An 18665-nucleotide genomic window follows, 5' to 3' on the forward strand; every position below is an offset into this window, starting at 1 on the left:
GTGTAGGGGAAACGGACCGTGGCGACGGTCGTGAGAGACGCAGGGGCCCGGGCCGCCCGCCGGGCAGCCGGACCCATGTGTAGCGGGTGATCAGATGCGATCGGTCTGGAAGGGGCCGATGCGCACGAGGTTTTCCGGGTCATGCTCGCCGCCGAGCTGGTCGGTGGAGAAGTACTCGCGGCTGTTGAGCGGGGCCTGCCAGCGATCGGCGAGGCGCCGGAACAGGCCCCAGGAGGCCTGGTTGTCCGGAGTGATGGTGGTCTCGAGGTGGTGCACCTCGGCCATCTCCGGGCGGGTCATCACGGCTTCCACCAGGCGGCGCGCCAGTCCGGTGCCGCGCGCCTTCTCGCCCACCGCCACCTGCCACAGGAAGTAGGTGTCGGGCGCGTTGCTCTTGACGTAGCCGGAGACGAAGCCGACCACTTCACCTTCCTCGTTGGTGGCCAGGGCGCAGCTGTCGCGAAACTGGGTCGCCAGCAGCAGGTAGGCGTAGGCGGAATTGACGTCCAGCGGGGGGCAGGACTTGACCAGCTCGTAGATGCCCCAGCCGTCATCGGGGTTGGGCTTGCGGATGAACAGCGGCGAGGCCTCGTGGCCGACCACGGCGTCGGCCACGGTGGGCCGTGCCAGGTCGGCGGAGGGTGTAAAGGGCTCGGTGGTTGCGGTCATGTCGGTGGTTCGCTGTAGCGAATGTGAGCGGGATTATAACAGCGCCTTATTAGCAATTCAAAATCATGGTTATCCAGGCGCTCCGTTATCATAAAATATCATTATGCCGAAGGGGTCCAGGCCCCGCCATGCCAGGCCCGGCGCCCGTTCACCACGCCTTCAGAATAGCCCATGGTGGAATCGCGGGAGCGTTGAGGCGCCCCAACGCAAACGGGCCACCCAGAGGGTGGCCCGTGGCTTATCGCGTGCCGCAGCCGGCGCTCAGCGGCGGGTCGGCGTGCGCATGGTGACGAACTCCTCCGCGCCGGTGGGGTGGATGCCCACGGTGGCGTCGAAGTCGGCCTTGGTGAGCCCCGCACGCACGGCCACCGCGATCCCCTGGATCACTTCGCCGGCCTCCTCGCCTACCATGTGGGCACCGACCACCACATCGCTTTCGTCGTCGACGATCAGCTTCATCAGGCACCGCTCGCCGCTGCCCGAGAGGGTGTGCTTCATGGGGCGGAAGTCCGCCGTGTAGACCCGGATCTCGCCGCAGGCCTCCCGGGCCTCGGCCTCGGAGAGGCCCACGGTGCCGATATTGGGGTGGCAGAACACCGCCGTGGGGATATGTCGGTAGTCCAGCGGGGCCGGCTCGCCCGGCTCGAAGTGATGGCGGACCAGCTGCATCGCCTCGGCCAGCGCCACCGGCGTGAGCTCGGGGCCCCCGGTCACGTCCCCGAGCGCCAGGATCGACGGCACCGAGGTCTCGAAGCGCTCGTTGACGGCCAGGTGACCGCTGTCGGTGAGGGCCACGTCCAGCGCCTCGAGCCCGAGCCCCTCGAGGTGAGGACGACGGCCGGTGGCCGCCAGCACCGCGTCCACCTCGAGCGTCTCGCCGCTGGTCAGGGTCACCCGGAGGCCGCCCTCGACCTTCTCGATCGCCTCGATATTGGCGCCGAAGTGCAGGTTGACGCCCTTCTTGGCCATCTCGTCCCGGGTGAACTCGCGCACTTCCTGGTCGAAGCTGCGCAGGAACAGGTCGCCGCGATAGACCAGGTGGGTGTCGCTGCCGAGTCCGTTGAAGATGCTGGCGAACTCCACCGCGATGTAGCCGCCGCCGAGCACCAGGAAGCGCTCCGGGAAGGTCTCGAGATCGAAGACCTGGTTGGAGTTGACCGTGAGCTCCTTGCCGGGGAAATCCGGCACCCAGGGCCAGCCGCCCACGGCCACCAGGATCTTCTCCGCGCTCACGGTCTCGTCGCCGACCTCCACGTGATGGGCGTCCACCACCCGGGCCCGGGCGTTGATCAGGCGCACCCCGGCGCTGTCCAGCAGTCGACCGTAGATGCCGTTGAGTCGCTTGATCTCGCCGATCTTGTTGTCGCGCAGGGTCGCCCAGTCGAAGCGCGGGGGCTCGGCCAGGTGCCAGCCGAAGCCGCCGGCATCCTCGAAGGCCTCGTGAAAATGGGCCGCGTAGGAGTAGAGCTTCTTGGGCACGCAGCCGACGTTGACGCAGGTGCCCCCCAGGTAGCGATCCTCGGCCACGGCGACCCGGGCGCCGGTGGCCGCCGCGGTGCGGGCGGCGCGCACGCCGCCGGAACCGGCGCCGATCACGAAGAGGTCGTAGTCGTACTCGGACACAGTAGTCTCCTGATGGTGGTGTCGTCTTGATTGGCCGCGATCATACCAGCCGCGGACGGGGCCAGGGAGGGCCATTCCATTGACCCTGGCTATGGCGGTGATCAGAATGCGGGCGACCCATGGCCCGTTCTCCAGAGAAGCCTTCCTCCATGAAAACCGAAATGCAGCAGCTGCTCGATCGCAATCGCGACTGGGCGGATAGCGTCCGTCGCCAGGATCCCGACTTCTTCGTGCGGCTGTCGCAGCAGCAGAACCCCGACTATCTGTGGATCGGCTGCTCCGATTCCCGCGTGCCGGCCAACCAGATCATCGACCTGCCGCCCGGCGAGGTCTTCGTCCATCGCAACGTGGCCAACCTGCTGCATCACAACGACATGAACGCCCTCTCGGTGGTCCAGTTCGCGGTCGATGTGCTCAAGGTGAAGCACATCATGATCGTCGGCCATTACGGTTGCGGCGGGGTCAAGGCGGCCGTGACCGGCGACGAGTGCGGCATGGTCGACTACTGGCTGCACTCGGTCCGCGAGCTCTACAGCCGCCATCGCGGCGACCTGGAGTCACTGCCGCTCGGCGAGCAGGTGGATCGGATGTGCGAACTCAACGTCCAGGCCCAGGTCGACAACCTGTGTCGCACCAAGATCCTCCAGCGGGCCTGGCAGCGCGGCCAGGCGCTCGCCGTCCACGGCTGGGTCTATGGCCTGAACGACGGTCGCGTCACCGACCTGGAGTGCAGCGTCTCGGGGCTCGACCAGGTCGCTACTCTCTACCGTATCGGTCGCCTGACGCCGGCCAGCGAGGACTGATGTGTCGTTCGCCCCGGCGGGCTCATTCGCCGGGCGCATGGCCTGTGTCGAAATTTCGATTGGGCATGGGCCACCGGGCTCTCTATGTTGTGTCGGGACCGTCGCGGTCATTACACCAATAACAAGTCACCCGGCATGGAACGACACATGACTTTCAAGAAGACCCTGCTGGCGAGCGTGATCGGCGCCGCCATGACCACCGCCGTGCTGCCCTCCGTGGCCAGCGCCGAGACCAGCCTGCGCATGGCCTACGATGCCGACCCGGTCTCGCTGGACATCCACGAGCAGCTCTCCGGCGGCATCCTCCAGCTCTCCCACATGAGCTTCGACCCGCTGGTGCGCTGGAACAAGGATCTCTCCTTCGAGCCGCGGCTGGCCACCGACTGGGAGCAGGTGGACGACACCACCATGCGCATGACCCTGCGCGACGACGTGACCTTCCATAGCGGCAACGCCTTCAGCGCCGAGGACGTGGTCTGGACCATCGAGCGCCTCAAGCGCAGCCCCGACTTCAAGGCGATCTTCGAGCCGATCGCGAGCGTCACCGCCGTCGACGACACCACGGTGGAGATCACCACCACCAAGCCCTACCCGCTGCTGCTGAACCTGGCCACCTACGTCTTCCCCATGGACAGCGCCTTCTACGGCGGCACCGACGAGGACGGCGACCCCAAGGACGAGATCGTCAAGAACGGCAACTCCTTCGCCTCGACCCACCTCTCCGGCACCGGCCCCTACGTGGTCACGGAACGCCAGCAGGGGGTGCGCATCGCCTTCGAGCGCTTCGATGACTACTGGGACGAGGCGTCGCCGGGCAACGTCGACGAGATCGTCATGACCCCGATCAGCGAGAACGCCACCCGCGTGGCCGCCCTGCTCTCCGGCGACGTCGACTTCATCGCCCCGGTGCCGCCCAACGACCTGGAGCGGGTGCGCGAGGACGAGGACGTCCAGCTGGTGACCATGTCGGGCACCCGGATCATCTTCTTCCACATGAACCAGGAGCGCGTCGAGGCCTTCCAGGACCCCCGCGTGCGCCAGGCCTTCGCCTACGCCGTCAACCAGGAGGGCATCGCCGACCGCCTGATGAAGGGCTTCGCCACCCCCGCCGCCCAGTTCTCGCCGGACGGCTACGCCGGCCACGTCGCGGACCTCGAGCTCCGCTATGACCTCGAGCGGGCCAAGGAACTCATGGCCGAGGCCGGCTACGAGGACGGCTTCGAGATCACCATGATGGCGCCCAACAACCGCTACGTGAACGACGCCAAGATCGCCCAGGCGGTGGCCGCCATGCTGGCGCGCATCAACGTGACGGTGGACCTCAAGACGCTGCCCAAGGCCCAGTACTGGGGCGAGTACGACGATCGCGCCGCCGACATGATGATGATCGGCTGGCACGCCGATACCGAGGACTCCGCCAACTTCCACGAGTACCTGACCGCCTGCCCGGACCCCGACACCGGCGCCGGCCAGTACAACGCCGGCAACTACTGCAACCCGGAACTCGACAAGCTGGTCGCCGAGGCCAATCTCGAGGTCGACCTCGAGAAGCGCGCCGAGATGCTCCAGCAGGTCGAGCAGACGCTCTACGACGAGGCCGCCTTCGTGCCGCTGCACTGGCAGGACCTGGCCTGGGCCTCGGCCGCCAACGTCGACATCGAGCCGGTGCTCAACGTGATGAACTTCCCCTACCTCGGGGACCTGGTCATCCACGAAGAGTAACCCCTGCCGCACGCCGGCCCCCTCGGGGCCGGCCCTCGAAACCCTGACCCCTGTGGCGCGCTCGATGCCCGAGTGCGTCACCGCGTGTTGCACACGGGACGCCAGCCATGATCGCTTTCCTGATCAAGCGCCTCTACCATGCCCTGCTGGTGATGTTCGTCATCAGCATCATCGCCTTTGCCATCCAGGACAACCTGGGCGACCCCATCCAGCAGATGGTCGGCCAGTCGGTGCCCGAGAGCGAGCGCGAGGCCCTGCGCGAGGAGCTGGGGCTCAACGACCCCTTCCTGGTGCAGTACCTGCGCTTCGCCGGTAACGCCGTCCAGTTCGACTTCGGCTACTCCTACACCTTCAACCAGCCGACCACCGAGGTCATCCTGCGCCACCTGCCGGCGACGCTGGAGCTGGTGGCGGCCAGTACGTTCCTCATTATCGCGCTGTCGGTCCCGATCGGCGTGTACAGCGCCATCCGGCCCCGGGCCTGGCTGTCGCGCTTCTTCATGGGGGTGTCGATCATCGGCATCTCGATACCGGTCTTCCTGACCGCCATCGTGCTGATCCAGATCTTCGCCATCGGGGTGAGCCTCTCGCCCTTCCCCGCCGACACCGGCTGGGGCGCCTGGCTCAACGAGGCGCTCTCCACCGACGGCGGCATGCCGGCCTACGGGCGCGGCGATCCGGTCAACGTCTTCGGCACCTGGGACAGCAACTTCGCCTCCCTGGAGGGGCTGACCTACCTGGTGCTGCCGGCGGTCTCGCTGGCCTCGATCATGCTGCCGCTGTTCATCCGCCTGATCCGCGCCGAGATGCTCGAGGTGCTGCAGTCCGAGTACGTCAAGTTCGCCCGGGCCAAGGGGATCTCGCTGCGCCGCATCTACTTCATCCACGCGCTGAAGAACACCATGCTGCCGGTGATCACCGTGGGCGGGGTGCAGATCGGCACCCTGGTGGCCTACACCATCCTCACCGAGACGGTCTTCCAGTGGCCGGGCATGGGGCTGATGTTCCTCAACGCCATCCAGCGTTCCGACGTGCCGCTGATCGTGACCTACCTGATGATCGTGGGGCTGATCTTCGTGATCACCAACACCCTGGTCGACCTCATCTACGGCCTGGTCAATCCCACCGTCAAGCTGACAGGGAAACCCGCATGACAACCACGAACTCTTCCATGGCAGCCGCGCCGGTGGCGAGCCGCTGGTCGCGTTTCCGCGGCTCCTACCTGCTCTACAGCTTTCTGCGCGACCCCATCGCCCAGGTGAGCCTCGCGGTGTTCATCGCCCTGGTCGGCGTCGCGGTGCTGGCCCCGTGGCTGGCGCCGATGGACCCCTACGACCTGGCACAGATCGACATCCTCGCCTCGGAGCTGCCGCCCTTCTGGGTCGACGGCAGCGATCCGGCCTACGTGATGGGCACCGACGCCCAGGGCCGTGACCTGCTCTCGACCATCCTCTACGGCGCCCGGGTGTCGCTGGTCATCGGCTTCGGCGCCGTGGCGCTGCAGGCCCTGCTGGGGGTCAGCTTCGGGCTGCTCGCCGGCTACCTCGGCGGGCGCGTCGACGCCTTCCTGATGCGCCTGGCCGATATCCAGCTCTCCTTCTCGACCCTGATGGTGGCCATCGTGGTCGGCGCCCTGGTCAAGGCGATCTTCGGCGGCGCCACCTACAGCGCCTACGCGGTACCGCTGCTGGTGCTGATCATCGGCCTGGCCGAGTGGCCCCAGTACGCCCGCACGGTGCGCGCCTCGGTGCTCGCCGAGAAGGGCAAGGAGTACGTCGATGCCGCCCGGGTGATGGGCTTCTCCAGCCGGCGGATCATGTTCCGCCATATCCTGCCCAACACCCTGTCGCCGATCTTCGTCATCTCCACGGTGCAGGTGGCCAACGCCATCATCTCCGAGGCGGCGCTCTCCTTCCTCGGCCTCGGCATGCCCGAGACCCAGCCGTCGCTGGGCTCGCTGATCAAGTCCGGCTTCGACTACATCCAGTCCGGCTCCTGGTGGATCACCCTGATCCCCGGCCTGGTGCTGGTGGCGCTGGTGCTGGTGATCAACCTGCTCGGCGACTGGCTGCGCGACGTCCTCAATCCGCGACTCTACAAGGGCTGATCCCATGGCACTCCTCGATGTAACCAACCTCGACGTGCGCTTCGCCCTGCGCCGCGGCGATGTCCAGGCCCTGCGCGACGTCTGCTTCAGCCTGGAGCGCGGCGAGCGCCTCGGCATCGTGGGCGAGTCCGGCGCCGGCAAGTCGGTGGCGGCCTTCAGCCTGCTCAACCTGATCGCCAAGCCCGGCTACATCGCCGGCGGCAGCATCCGCTTCGATGGCCAGGAGCTCACCGACATGAGCGACCGGGCGCTCCGCCACGTGCGCGGCCACCGCATGTCGATGATCTTCCAGGACCCGATGATGACCCTGAACCCGGTACTGACCATCGGCGAACAGATGGTCGAGTGCCTGAAGGCACACCGGCGCATCTCCACCCGGGAGGCCCGGGCGATTTCGCTTGGCAAGCTCGAGCAGGTACAGATCCCCTCGCCCGCGGCGCGCCTGGACCAGTACCCCCACGAGCTCTCCGGCGGCATGCGCCAACGGGTGATCATCGCCATCGCGCTGCTCCTCGACCCGGACATCATCATCGCCGACGAGCCGACCACGGCGCTGGACGTGACCATCCAGGCCGAGATCATGGCGCTGCTGCTCGAGCTCTGCGAGAAGCACAACGTCGGCCTGATCCTGATCACCCACGACCTGGGCGTGGTCAGCCAGGTCACCCAGCGCATGCTGGTGATGTACGCCGGCCGGGTGATCGAGCAGGGCCCGACCCGGGAGATCATCAACGACCCGCAGCACCCCTACACCCAGGGGCTGATCAACGCCCTGCCGCAGATGGCCACGCCCGGCGCGCGGCTCAACCAGATCCCCGGCAGCATGCCGTCGCTGGACAACCTGCCGAGCGGCTGCGCCTTCCACCCGCGCTGCGGCTTCGTCGAGCGCGCCGACGGCTCGACCCGCCACGCCTGCACCGACGACGTGCCCGACTTCGTGACCTCCGGCAACTGCCGGGTCGCCTGCCACATGGTCGCCGAGATGCTCGATCGCGAGCGCATCCCGGCCGAGGAGATCCGCTGATGAGTTCGACTGCCCACGCCACCGCCGCCGAGCCCGCCTCCCCGCTGCTGGAGATCCGCGGTGTGGAGAAGCGCTTCTCGCTCTCCGGCGACTTCCTCGAGCAGCTCAAGTTCAAGGGCGGCAAGCTGGTCCGCGAGCAGAAGCACGTGCACGCCATCAACGGCGTCGACCTTCAGATCCAGCGCGGCGAGGCGCTCTGCGTGGTCGGCGAGTCCGGCTGCGGCAAGTCCACCGTGGCGCGCACCGTGATGGGCCTGATCCACCCCAGCGCCGGCGAGATCCGCTACGACGGCGAGCGCATCGACGACCTCTCGCACCAGGCGCTGATGCCCTATCGCCGCCGCATGCAGATGATCTTCCAGAACCCCTATGCGTCGCTGAACCCGCGCATGACCATCCAGCAGACCCTCGAGGAGCCGATCCGCCTGCACCATCCGGACTGGTCGCCCCAGAGGGTCAAGGAGCAGGTCGCCGAGGTGATGGCCTCGGTGGGCATCGCCGCCGACTGGGGCGGGCGCTACGGCCACGAGTTCTCCGGCGGACAGCGTCAGCGCATCGCCATCGCCCGGGCGCTGGCGGTGGACCCGGAGTTCATCGTCGCCGACGAGCCGATCTCGGCGCTGGACGTATCCATCCAGGCCCAGGTGCTCAACCTGCTGATGGAGGCCCAGCAGCAGCGCAACCTGACCTACCTGTTCATCACCCACGACCTCGCCGTGGTCGAGCACTTCGGCACCCGGGTGGCGGTGATGTACCTGGGAAGGGTCTGCGAGGTGGCACCCACGGCGACGCTCTTCGCCCGGCCGCGCCACCCCTATACCCAGGCGCTGATGTCGGCCATCCCGCGCCTCGAGGACGATCGCCCCCAGCACATCCGCCTGCAGGGCGAGGTGCCCACGCCGGTCAACCTGCCCTCGGGCTGCGTCTTCCACGGGCGCTGCCCCCACGCTGACGCGCGCTGTCGCAGCGAGGTCCCAGCGCTGATCGCCACCGACGACGGTGGCCAGGTGGCCTGTCACGCCGTGGAGGAGGGGCGCATCGACTGATGCCCCGGCGGGTGTGGCACAATGCCGGGTGTGACACCCGGCCCTGGCTCGAGGATCGACATGGAACTGCGTTGGCTGGAAGACTTCATCGTCCTGGCCCGGACCCAGCACTTCTCACGGGCGGCGGAGGAGCAGAACGTCACCCAGCCGACCTTCTCGCGACGCATTAAGCTGCTCGAGGAGGGCATGGGCACCACCCTGGTCAACCGCCAGACCCTGCCGCTGACGCTGACGCCGGCCGGTGAGGAGTTCCTGGCGCTGAGCCTGGAGGTGACGCGCCGGGTCGCCGCGACCCGGCAGCGGCTGTCGCAACTGGCCGAGGAGCAGGCCAGCCAGCTGCGCCTGGCCGCGCCCCAGAGCCTGCTGGCGCACTTCCTGCCGGCCTGGCTCGCCCGCTTCACCACCCCGCCGCCGCTGACGCCCTACCTGCGGGCCACCGGCTGGCTGGCCAGCGACTTCTTCGAGGCGCTCGCCCGGGACGAGTGCGACCTGGTGCTCACCTACTGGCCGCGGGTCGAGGGTCCCCAGATGCCCGAGACCGACGGCCTCGAGCACCGCTGCCTCGCTACCGAGCGGTTGGTGCCGGTGTCGCTGCCCGACCCCGACGGGCGTCCCCGCTTCGTCCTGGAGACGGGGCCGCGGGCCAGCCTGCCGCTGATCGCCTACCACCCCCGCGGGCTGACGGACATGGCGCTGCGCCGCCATCTCGAGGGCATCCCCGGTGCGCCGGACTTCCGGGTGCTTCACGAGAGCATCCAGAGCGGCAACATCCGTGAACTGGTCGGCCTGGGCTATGGGCTCGGCTGGCTGCCGGAGCGCGTCGTGCGGGAGACGCTGGAGGCGGGCACCCTGGTGCGCGCCGGAGATGCCCGCTGGGACGTGCCGCTGGAGATCCGTCTCTATCGCCGGCAGGAGGTCGGCCAGCCGGCCATCGAGGCGCTCTGGGAGTCGCTGGCGACCCACGGCGAGTCGCGCCGTGCGCGCTGAGCGGTCTGACTCATGAGCCCCCTTTTGGCCGGGCGCCCCTGGCGGCTGCCCCGGCCCCTCTGCTTGTCCTGACCAGGAGTCTCGCATGGACGCCCCCTCGCCCACCGCCGGCTTCCGTCCGCCCCCGGGGCTCGGCAATCGCCACGTCCAGACCCTGCTGCCGCGGGCCCTGCCCCGCGTCGCCCTCAAGGTGGACCGCGAAGTGCTCGAACTTCCCGACGGCGACTTCGTCGAGCTGGCCTGGGCCCGGCCGGCCCCCGTCGAGGCCGACGCCCCCGTCATGGTGCTCTTCCACGGGCTAGAGGGCTCGCTCGACTCTCCCTATGCCCGCACGCTCCTGAGCGTCGCGGCCAGGCTGGGCTGGCGCGCCGTGCTGATGCACTTTCGCGGCTGCGGCGCTTCCCCCAACAGCCTACCGCGCGCCTACCACAGCGGCGACACCGCCGATGCGGCCTTCCTCATCGACCGGCTGGCAGAGCGCTATCCCGGGGCCCTCAAGGTCGCGGTCGGCGTCTCCCTGGGCGGCAACATGCTGGCCAAGCTGGTGGCGGAACGCGGCGGCCAGCACCTCGACCTGGCGGGCGCCATCGTCATCAGCGCGCCGCTGGACCTCGCCGCCTGCGCCGACACCCTGAGCCGGGGCTTCGCCCGGCTCTACGAGCGCCACCTGCTCGCCTCGCTCAAGCGCAAGATGGCCGCACGCCTGGCGCGGGAGTCGCTGCCGCTGGCGCTCGGGCCCCGGGAACTCGCGGGGCTCACCAGCCTGCGCGCCTACGACGATGCCGTGACCGCCCCGCTGCACGGCTTCGACGGCGCCGCCGACTACTACCGGCGCGCCTCCGCTGGCCCGCGGCTCACCGAGGTGACGCTCCCTACCCTGGTGCTGCACGCCGACGACGACCCCTTCATGCCGCCGGCGCTCTTCGAACGCTTCCCTGCTCCTTCACCCGCGGTGCGACTGGAGCTCTCCCGTCACGGCGGCCATGTCGGGTTCGTCGAGTGGCGCCACGGCCGCCCCGCCTCCTGGCTGGCTCGCCGCGTCGCCCGAGAGCTCCGGGCGTGGGCCGTCCCCCGGCGCGACGCGTGCCGGGCCGAGGCGATCAGCCGATCGGGCAGCTGACCCCGGTCCCCTTCAGCCCGCAGTAGCCGTTGGGGTGCTTCGCCAGGTACTGCTGATGGTACTCCTCGGCGTAGTAGAAGACCTCGAGGGGTTCGATCTCGGTGGTCACGGGGCCCTGGCCCGCGCGCGCGAGAGCTTCGCCGTAGGCCGCGCGGCTCTGCTCGGCGACCTCCCGCTGCGCGTCGTCGCTGGTCAGGATGATCGAGCGGTACTGGGGCCCGATGTCGTTGCCCTGGCGGTTGCCCTGGGTGGGATCGTGGGCCTCCCAGAACACCCGCAGCAGGGTCTCCAGGTCGACCACCCGCGGGTCGAAGACCACCCGCACCACCTCGGCATGACCCGTGCGCCCGCTGCAGGTCTCCTCGTAGGTGGGGTTCGGGGTCACGCCACCGGCGTAGCCCACGGCGGTGACGTGCACCCCGGGCAGCTCCCAGAACAGGCGCTCGGCGCCCCAGAAGCAGCCAAGGCCCAGCACGATCTCCTCCAGGCCTTCGGGCCAGGGCGGGTGCATGGCGTGGCCATTGACCAGGTGGGTGCCGCTGATCGGCAGCGGCGTGTCGCGGCCCTCGGGGGCGTACAGCGGCGAAGTGGTCATGGTGTGGCTCCTTGGTTCGTCTTTCTCGTGTCGCTTGTGGCTCATCGTGTCAGCGCCGGAGGATCGCCCGGCAGGCTGAAGGTGTAGATCAGGTCGACCGCCTGGTTGGCGCCGGAGACGGCCTCCACGTAGAGGTCTCGCCACAGCTTGTAGCGCAGCGTCAGCTCGGCGATCGGCGAGAAGACCCCGACCCCATAACCGACGCTCAGCCGGTCGGTCAGGTTCCCGGTCACGACCACCTGGCTGTCGTCGCCGCTGCCGGCGGTGTCGAGGCTCAGGTCGTCGACGCCGAAGGCCTCGCCGATCGCACCCACGGCGCCGCCGGCCTGACCCAGGGTGACGCCGATCAGCGCCGAGGTCAGGGCGCTGCCGCCGCTGCTGTCGTCCGGCGCACGGCCGCGCAGCACGTAGGACAGCGCCCGGGACTCGTCCATGGCCGGCTCGGAGAAGATCTCCAGGCTGGGATTGGCCGCGGGCCCGGTGACGCGCAGCCCCGCCACCACGTCGTCCTGGGTATTGTCCGGGTTGCGCACCGCCTCGAAGTCGAGCAGCGGCTGGCCCGGCGGGCCGCTGAAGTAGAGGATGCCCTCGCGGATGATCAGGTCCTGGCCGAAGGCCCGGAAGCGCCCGTCCTCCAGGTTGACGTTGCCGAACAGCTGCACCGGGCCGTCGGACTGGCGCACCTGCAGGTCGCCGCGCAGGTCGGTCTCGAGCCCGTAGGCCTCGAGCCGCATGTCCGGTCCCAGCACCAGGTCCACCTGGACGTCCAGCGCCATGCCGGCCTGCTGCATGGCCTCGGCGGTGCCCGCGCCCGGCTCGTCGCTGGCGGCCTGGCGGTCGGCGGCCTCGGCCTCCTCGCGGGTGACGATGACCTCGTCGGGGCTCGGCGAGACCGCCGAGGCAGGGACCTTGCCGACCTCGAGCCGGGCCCAGGGAATGCCGACCTCGCCGCGCACCTGCAGCCGGTCCGGATTGGCGCGGATCGACAGGTCCGGGGCGATGTGCAGTCGACCGAACCCCGGCAGCGCGGCCAGCAGCGGCGCGTCGCGCCCTTCCAGGTCGAGGGCCGCCTGCCACGCAGCCGACGAGGGCCAGCGGGCATCGCCGGTGATGTTCATCCGGCCTTCCTCGCCCTCCAGGTAGCCGTCGATGTCGGCGCGGTCGCCGGACAGATCGACCTCAAGCTCGCCGTCGGCCACCGACAGCGGCAGCCCGAGGCCCTCGGCGCGCAGGCCGGCCAGCGCGAGGCGGCCGTCCAGCCGCGGTTGCTCGCGGTCGCCGGTGATGTCGATACCGGCGTCAAGCGCGCCTTCCAGGGTCTCCATGTCGGCGATCAACGGCCGGTACGGCGCCAGTCGCACGTTGTCGATCTCGAAGCGCCCGTCCAGGCGGCCGGCACCCATGGGCTCGATGATGCCCAGGTCGAGGCGCATCGCGCCCTGTTCGCCGAAGGTCAGCCCCAGGTCGACGTCGGCACGCTCCTGATCGGCGTCGAGGGCGAGCGAGAGCCCGGTACCGGGCACCGACCACGGCTGGCCATAGGCGTCCTGGCCGTTGATCTCGGCCTGGCTGTCGAGATTGGCGCTGGCCTGCCAGCGGGCGCCGCCGTTCGACCATTCGGCCACCAGGCCGCCCTCGGTGGCGCCGTCGATGGCCCATCCCGGCGGCATGGCGTCGTTGATCAGGTCCATCGGCAGCTCGCGGATCGCGAGCTCGGCGCGTCCGCTGTCCGGCGACGCCGACAGCGGTGCCGTCAGGCACAGCCCGCCGCCCTCGGCGCGGGTCAGGCAAAACGGCTGGACCTCCACGGCGCTGGCGGTCAGGTCGGCATCGAAGGCCAGCGCCTGGTCGAGGCCGAGGCTGCCGTAGGCGGTCTCGGCGTCCAGCGGCGTCAGCCGCCCGCGATAGTGCTCGCGGGCCTCGTCCAGCGCGCCCTCGAGGGCCAGGTTCAGCGCCGACAGCGGCCCGTCCGGGTCGCCTTCCACGTCGAGGGTCAGGCGATGCTCGGAGAGCCGGCCGTCGAGGCCCAGCGCGATAGACGGGAAGGCCTGGCCGCCGGCGGCGACGTCGTCGGCGGCCAGGCTCAGGTCGAGGCTCGGGTCGTCGAGGCCGGCCACCTCGCCGTCCAGGCGCAGCCGGGCGAGGCGGTTGTCGCCGAAGGCCAGCCGATCGCCGCTCAGGGCCAGCGACAGCTGCGGCCGCTCGACGCTGCCGCGGGCCTCGATGTCGCCGTCGAGCGCTCCGTCGAGCTCGGGATGGAGGGTGTCCAGTCGCGGCATGTCGATGCGGGCGTCCAGGTCCAGCTCGCTCGGCGCGACCCGGCCCGAGGCATCCAGGCGATTGTCGCCCTGGCGCAGGCTCAGCGAGGCGATGTCCCAGTTCATGTCGTGATCGCCGGACAGCTGCCCCGAGAGCGAGAACGGCTGCTCGGCGAGTTCGCCGTCCACGGCAAGCGTCGGCACGCCGAGCCGCCAGCCATCGGCGCTCTGGGAGAAGGCCACCTGCAGGCGACCGTCGAGACGGCCGGCCAGTCCCTCGACGAAGGGCTCGGGGTCGAAGCCGTCGACGTCGAGCCGCGCCGACACCGAGAGCGCCTCGGACCAGTCGATCCGTCCCTCGCTGGTCAGCGTGCCCTCCGGCGGCGTCAGGCGCAGCGGCGCCCAGTCGAAGCGCTGCAGGTTGCCCCGCCCGTTCAGCGCGATGTCTGTGCGCGGCAGCGACGGGCCCTGGGCGGCGAGTCCCAGGCTGACCCGATAGTCGTCGAGCGTGCCCTGGGCATCGAGATCGAGGTTCTCGACCCGCCACGGCTCGGCCGGACTGTCTTGCGCCGTCTCGCTCGCGCCCTCGTCCGCGCCGTTATCCGAGTCCTCGGGCGCCGCCACGGCGCCGGGCAGCGGCCACTGCAGCTCGGGGCTGGTCAGGCGGGCGGAGAACGGCATTGTCGGGTCCAGGGCGTCGAGGCGGGCCGTCAGGCTGGCTTCCATGGGGCCGCTGGCGGTAAGCGCCACGTCCAGGTCGCCGAGATCGCCGGTCAGGGCCAGCTCGAGCCGCTGGCCGGCCAGGGCCGGCAGGCGTTCGGGCAGGTAGAAGTCGGCGCCCAGCTGCACGTCGAGGGGATAGTCATCGCGCAGGGTGACCTCGGCCTGGAGGGTGGCATAGGCCTCCCGGGAGGCGGCGGCGAGCGGGTGCACGGCGATGCGCTGGTCGCGGGCGGTGACGCTGAGGTCGAGCCTGTCGATGACGTAGGCCTGCGCCCCCTCGAAGGCCGCGTCTTCCACGGTCAGACTCGGCACCTCCACCGCCAGCGGCAGGGTGACGTCCGGCAGCCGGAGGCGCTCCTCGACCGGAGAGTCCGTCGACGGCGGCGAATCGCTCACGCCTGCGGCGGCCGGGGCGACGCTGGCCGGCAGCGGCGAGCGCACCGCCACGGCGGCGTCGATCGCCGCCGCCGTGAGCACATCGTCGCGGCTTTCCGCCTCGCTCAGGGCGAGCCGGTTGCCCGGCGAGATCGAGGGCGTCAGCCGCAGCCCGACCAGCCGCGTCGGCGACAGGGTCAGGGCGTTGCCTTCGGCCTCGGCGCCGCTCTCGAAGTGCCGCCAGCCAAGGCGGGTGCCGTCGGCGAGACGCACCTCGACGTCATCCAGCAGCAGCTCGCGCAGCGCCACCGGCAGCGGCAGCTGGATCGGCTCGGGCGGGCCGCCGTCGCCCTCTTCCGCCACCGGCTCCTCGGCGGCGTCGCTCGCGCCGAGGCGGATGCGGGCGCCCTCCACGGCCAGGCGGTCGATGCACAGCCGCCCCTGGAGCAGGCAGTTGTCGGCCCAGGCGAGCTCGACGTCGGACACCGCGACGCTGGCCGGGCCGGCCGTCAGGCGCAGCCCCTCGATCCTGAGGGTGTCCAGAGGTGCGCCCTCGACGCGCTCGACCTCGAGCAGGCCGAGCCGCTCGGCCTGGGTGAACAGGGCGCTGGTGCCCCAGGGCGACAGGGCCAGGCCCAGCAGCAGCATGACCAGGCCGATCAGCCACAGCGGCAGCAGGATCAACAGCCGGAGCAGGGCCCAGCTAAGGCGGCGCATTCTCACGATGACGACTCTCGCGACGGCGTCGTCCGGGGCATGGTGAGCCACGGACGACGGGGGTGAACGGTGACGATGATCGGCGCCCGGCGCACGCTAGCACTCACGCTAGAACTCCGGGCCGATGGCGAAGTGGATGCGATAGGCGTCGTCGCTGTCGAACGGGTGGGCGACATCGAAGCGGATCGGCCCCACCGGCGAGATCCAGCGCACGCCGAGGCCGGCGCTGGTGTTCAGCTGCTCGGGCCACCAGTCGGTGAAGGCGTCGCCGGCGTCGACGAAGCTGGCCAGCCACCAGGGGCCGGTGATCCGGCGCTGGGCCTCGACGCTGCCGACCAGGCGCTGCTCGCCGCCGACCAGCTCGCCGTCGCTGTTCTCCGGCGACAGGGTCTCGTAGCCGTAGCCGCGCACGCTGGTGTCGCCGCCGGTGAAGAAGCGCAGCGACGGCGGGATGTTCTCGAAGTCGTCGGTGACGATGCTGCCCGCGCCGACGCGACCCACGAAGCGATAGTCGTCGCCGAGGCTGCGTATCCACTGGGAATCGGCGTTCAGGCGCAGGAACTCGGCGTCGGAGCCCCAGGCCTCGCTGGAGTACTGCACCGAGATCTGCTGGCGATCTCCCCAGCGCGGAAAGGTCGGATTGCGCGAGCGAGTGCGGGTCCAGCGCACGCCGGGATAGAGCAGCAGCACCTGGTTGTCGAGATCGGCCTGGGTGAAGTCCTCGTAGGTGGCGCGCAGGTAGACGATCTGCTCCCAGGCGTTATCGAACTGCCAGCGGCGGCCGAATTCCACGCTGGCCTCGAGGGTTTCGGTGTCCTCGTTGTCCTCGTTGCGCAGGCCGTACTGCAGGCGATAGCTGTCGCGCCTCGGATCGTCGAGCGGCATGTCGTAGACGCCGCTGAACTCCTGGGCGGGCCCGGAGAGGTAGAGGTCGTGCTCGAGGCTGTGGCCGTAGCGGTTGACCCAGGGCTGGTCCCAGGAGAAGCGCATCCGGGGGCCGACGTCGGTGGCAAAGCCGATACCGACCTCGAACTGGTGACGGTCGGCCGGCGTGACATTGACCTCGATGGGCACCTCGGGCACCGGCGGTGCCTGGAGCGACTCGGCCGCGGCGAGCGCCTCCGCGCTCAGGCGGGGCTCGGGCGGCGGCGCCTCTGGCAGGCCCTCCACGTCGAGGGCGTTGAGAAAGCCGATGGGCACCGGCGGCAGTGCCAGTTGGCCGATGCCGGCATCCAGCAGCGGACGCACGCTGACCGAGCCGAACCACTCGGTCTGGCCGAGGCGCTGGTTGAAGGTGGCGATATCGCTGGCGAGATAGGGCTTGCCCTCGTGGAAGGGCACCAGGGCCTGCAGGCGTTCGGTCTCGATATGCTGGCCCTGGAAGCGCACCGGGCCGAAGCGATAGCGCGGGCCGCTGTCCAGGGCCAGCGACAGCCGGGCGCTGTTGGCCCAGGGGCGGATCTCCATGCGTCGTTCGGTGAAGCGCCAGTCGAAGTAGCCGCGCTCGAGGGCCAGGCCGGAGAGCCGGCTGCGCAGCGCATCGAAGGGCGCATGGAGCAGCACATCCCCTTCTTCCTGGGGATAGGCGTCGATGGCGTCCTGGAAGGGTTCGTCGTCGGCGGCACCGCCGGCCAGCTCGAAGGCGAGGCGCTCGATTCGCACCGGCTCGCCGGGATCGATGACGAGGGTCACCTCCTCCGGCGCCTCGGGGTCGTCGAAGCGCGTGCGGATGCTGGGCGAGTAGTAGCCGAAGACCCGCAGGGCCTCGCTGCTGCGTCGCAGCACCTCGCTCTTGAGGCGTTCGGGGCTGTACTGGTCGGCCTCGAGCTCGTCGAGGTAGAGGCGCACGTTCTCGGCCAGTTCGTCATCGACGCCCTCGATCGTCGCGTCGAGGGCCTGGACGCCGGGCGCCAGGCCGAGACTCAGCGTGGCGGCCGCGAGGCGCCTCAATACGCGATGCTCCATGGGTATCGGTCCCTGTCGGGGGGTCACTGGCGAAGGGCCTCGAGCTGGGCGCTCAGGGCGAGCTGGGTCTGGCGCAGCTCGCGCAGCCCGGACCCCATCTCGGTCAGGCCGCCGTCCAGCGCTTCCATTCGTTGGCGGATATCATCGCGTGCTCCCGCCGCGGCTTCAACCTGGCCATCGAGCGTCGTCAGCCGATCCTCCAGGCGCTCCAGGCGTTCCCGGAGCGTCGCCATTCCCTCGGTCAACGCCCCGCGGCGCTCGGCCAGCCGCTCGCGGGCCTCTTCGAGGGTCGCCAGCCGCTCGCCTAGGGCCGCACGTCCCTCCCGGCCGGCCCGCTCCAGGGCGTCCAGGGACCTGCGGGTCGCCGCCAGGGTGGCGTCCCGGGTCTCGGCCTCCTCCATGAGCGACGCGAGGCGCTCCTGCTGTTGTGCCAGGCGCTCCTCGAGGGGGGCGAGCCCCTGAGCCCGGGCGGCCTCGAGGTCGTCGGCGCGCTGGGCGTCGAGTTCACTCCGGAAGGCCGCCAGGCGGCGGTCGAGCACCGCGTCGACCTCGGCCTCGAGGTTGGAAAGCTCGTCGAGTCGCGACCGCAGGGCCTCGAGGGCCTCTCCCCTGCCCTCCTCGGCATCGAAGCGCGCGTGGACGTTGGAGAGCTCGCCGCTGACCCGGGAGAGTTCGGCCTGCAGGCGGGTCCGCTCCTGCCAGCCGGCCCAGGCCAGCGCCCCGCCGGCAGCCACCAGCAGCAGGATGAGCCCCCACAGCGGCCAGACCCGCGGGGGGGCGGGATGACGGGGGCGCGGCGCCGAGAGGCTGGCATCCGGGTCCGGCACGATCGGTCGGTGGGGCCGGTGGTCATCCGGGTGCTCTGCCATGACGAACTCCTTACTCTCGGGGGATTGGCCGGGCCGCCGGCGCGGTGGCGCGCAATTGGCGA

Annotated in this window: 14 protein-coding genes; 8 read left to right on the top strand and 6 right to left on the bottom strand. The window is 70.1% G+C overall.

All coding sequences use genetic code 11. The annotated features are described in order from the left end of the window. Nucleotides 1-90: 90 nt before the first annotated feature. Complete coding sequence (gene ectA / locus FIU83_RS08405; protein ID WP_152483636.1) at nucleotides 91-669, bottom strand: diaminobutyrate acetyltransferase; 579 nt, start codon at nucleotides 667-669, stop codon at nucleotides 91-93. A gap of 261 nt (nucleotides 670-930) precedes the next feature. Then, a complete protein-coding gene (gorA, locus tag FIU83_RS08410; protein ID WP_152483637.1) occupies nucleotides 931-2292 on the bottom strand; it encodes a glutathione-disulfide reductase in 1362 nt (453 codons plus the stop codon). A gap of 149 nt (nucleotides 2293-2441) precedes the next feature. Here gorA and can point away from each other — a divergent pair, with 149 nt between their 5' ends. From can to FIU83_RS08450, 8 genes are all read left to right on the top strand, one after another. Beyond that, complete coding sequence (gene can / locus FIU83_RS08415; RefSeq protein WP_152483638.1) at nucleotides 2442-3095, top strand: carbonate dehydratase; 654 nt, start codon at nucleotides 2442-2444, stop codon at nucleotides 3093-3095. Between the two features lie 147 nt (nucleotides 3096-3242). Further along, the gene (locus tag FIU83_RS08420; protein WP_152483639.1) at nucleotides 3243-4817 is read left to right on the top strand and encodes an ABC transporter substrate-binding protein; all 1575 of its coding nucleotides are present in this window, start codon (nucleotides 3243-3245) and stop codon (nucleotides 4815-4817) included. 107 nt (nucleotides 4818-4924) lie between these two features. Next, complete coding sequence (locus tag FIU83_RS08425; RefSeq protein WP_152483640.1) at nucleotides 4925-5971, top strand: ABC transporter permease; 1047 nt, start codon at nucleotides 4925-4927, stop codon at nucleotides 5969-5971. Next, nucleotides 5968-6924 carry an ABC transporter permease gene (locus FIU83_RS08430; protein WP_216645075.1) on the top strand — a complete coding sequence of 319 codons (957 nt, stop codon included), beginning with the start codon at nucleotides 5968-5970 and terminating at the stop codon, nucleotides 6922-6924. Before FIU83_RS08425 ends, FIU83_RS08430 begins: the two co-directional genes overlap by 4 nt. Before the next feature lie 4 nt (nucleotides 6925-6928). Continuing rightward, on the top strand, nucleotides 6929-7948 hold the full coding sequence (locus FIU83_RS08435; protein WP_152483641.1) for an ABC transporter ATP-binding protein: 1020 nt from the start codon (nucleotides 6929-6931) through the stop codon (nucleotides 7946-7948). Beyond that, nucleotides 7948-8994, top strand: a complete 1047-nt coding sequence (locus FIU83_RS08440; RefSeq protein ID WP_152483642.1) for an ABC transporter ATP-binding protein — start codon at nucleotides 7948-7950, stop codon at nucleotides 8992-8994. The genes FIU83_RS08435 and FIU83_RS08440 overlap by 1 nt, the downstream gene beginning before the upstream one ends. 60 nt (nucleotides 8995-9054) lie before the next feature. Next, nucleotides 9055-9981 (top strand): LysR family transcriptional regulator, encoded by a 927-nt coding sequence (locus FIU83_RS08445; protein ID WP_152483643.1) that lies wholly within the window; start codon nucleotides 9055-9057, stop codon nucleotides 9979-9981. Between the two features lie 85 nt (nucleotides 9982-10066). After that, complete coding sequence (locus FIU83_RS08450; RefSeq protein WP_152483644.1) at nucleotides 10067-11101, top strand: hydrolase; 1035 nt, start codon at nucleotides 10067-10069, stop codon at nucleotides 11099-11101. On the opposite strand, the gene msrA is transcribed toward FIU83_RS08450, so the two are convergent. The 4 genes from msrA to FIU83_RS08470 form a co-directional block, all read right to left on the bottom strand. Beyond that, nucleotides 11082-11696: a peptide-methionine (S)-S-oxide reductase MsrA gene (gene msrA, locus FIU83_RS08455; RefSeq protein ID WP_152483645.1), complete on the bottom strand. Its 615-nt coding sequence runs from the start codon at nucleotides 11694-11696 to the stop codon at nucleotides 11082-11084. The two genes, FIU83_RS08450 and msrA, sit on opposite strands and share 20 nt — an antisense overlap. 41 nt (nucleotides 11697-11737) lie before the next feature. Beyond that, a complete protein-coding gene (locus tag FIU83_RS08460) occupies nucleotides 11738-15769 on the bottom strand; it encodes a translocation/assembly module TamB domain-containing protein (RefSeq protein ID WP_152485302.1) in 4032 nt (1343 codons plus the stop codon). Nucleotides 15770-15877: 108 nt separating this feature from the next. Then, the gene (locus FIU83_RS08465; protein WP_152483646.1) at nucleotides 15878-17734 is read right to left on the bottom strand and encodes an autotransporter assembly complex family protein; all 1857 of its coding nucleotides are present in this window, start codon (nucleotides 17732-17734) and stop codon (nucleotides 15878-15880) included. A 23-nt stretch (nucleotides 17735-17757) separates the two neighbouring features. Further along, on the bottom strand, nucleotides 17758-18603 hold the full coding sequence (locus FIU83_RS08470; RefSeq protein WP_152483647.1) for a hypothetical protein: 846 nt from the start codon (nucleotides 18601-18603) through the stop codon (nucleotides 17758-17760). Nucleotides 18604-18665: the final 62 nt, after the last annotated feature.

The organism is Halomonas sp. THAF5a (genome assembly GCF_009363755.1).
Lineage (GTDB): Bacteria > Pseudomonadota > Gammaproteobacteria > Pseudomonadales > Halomonadaceae > Halomonas.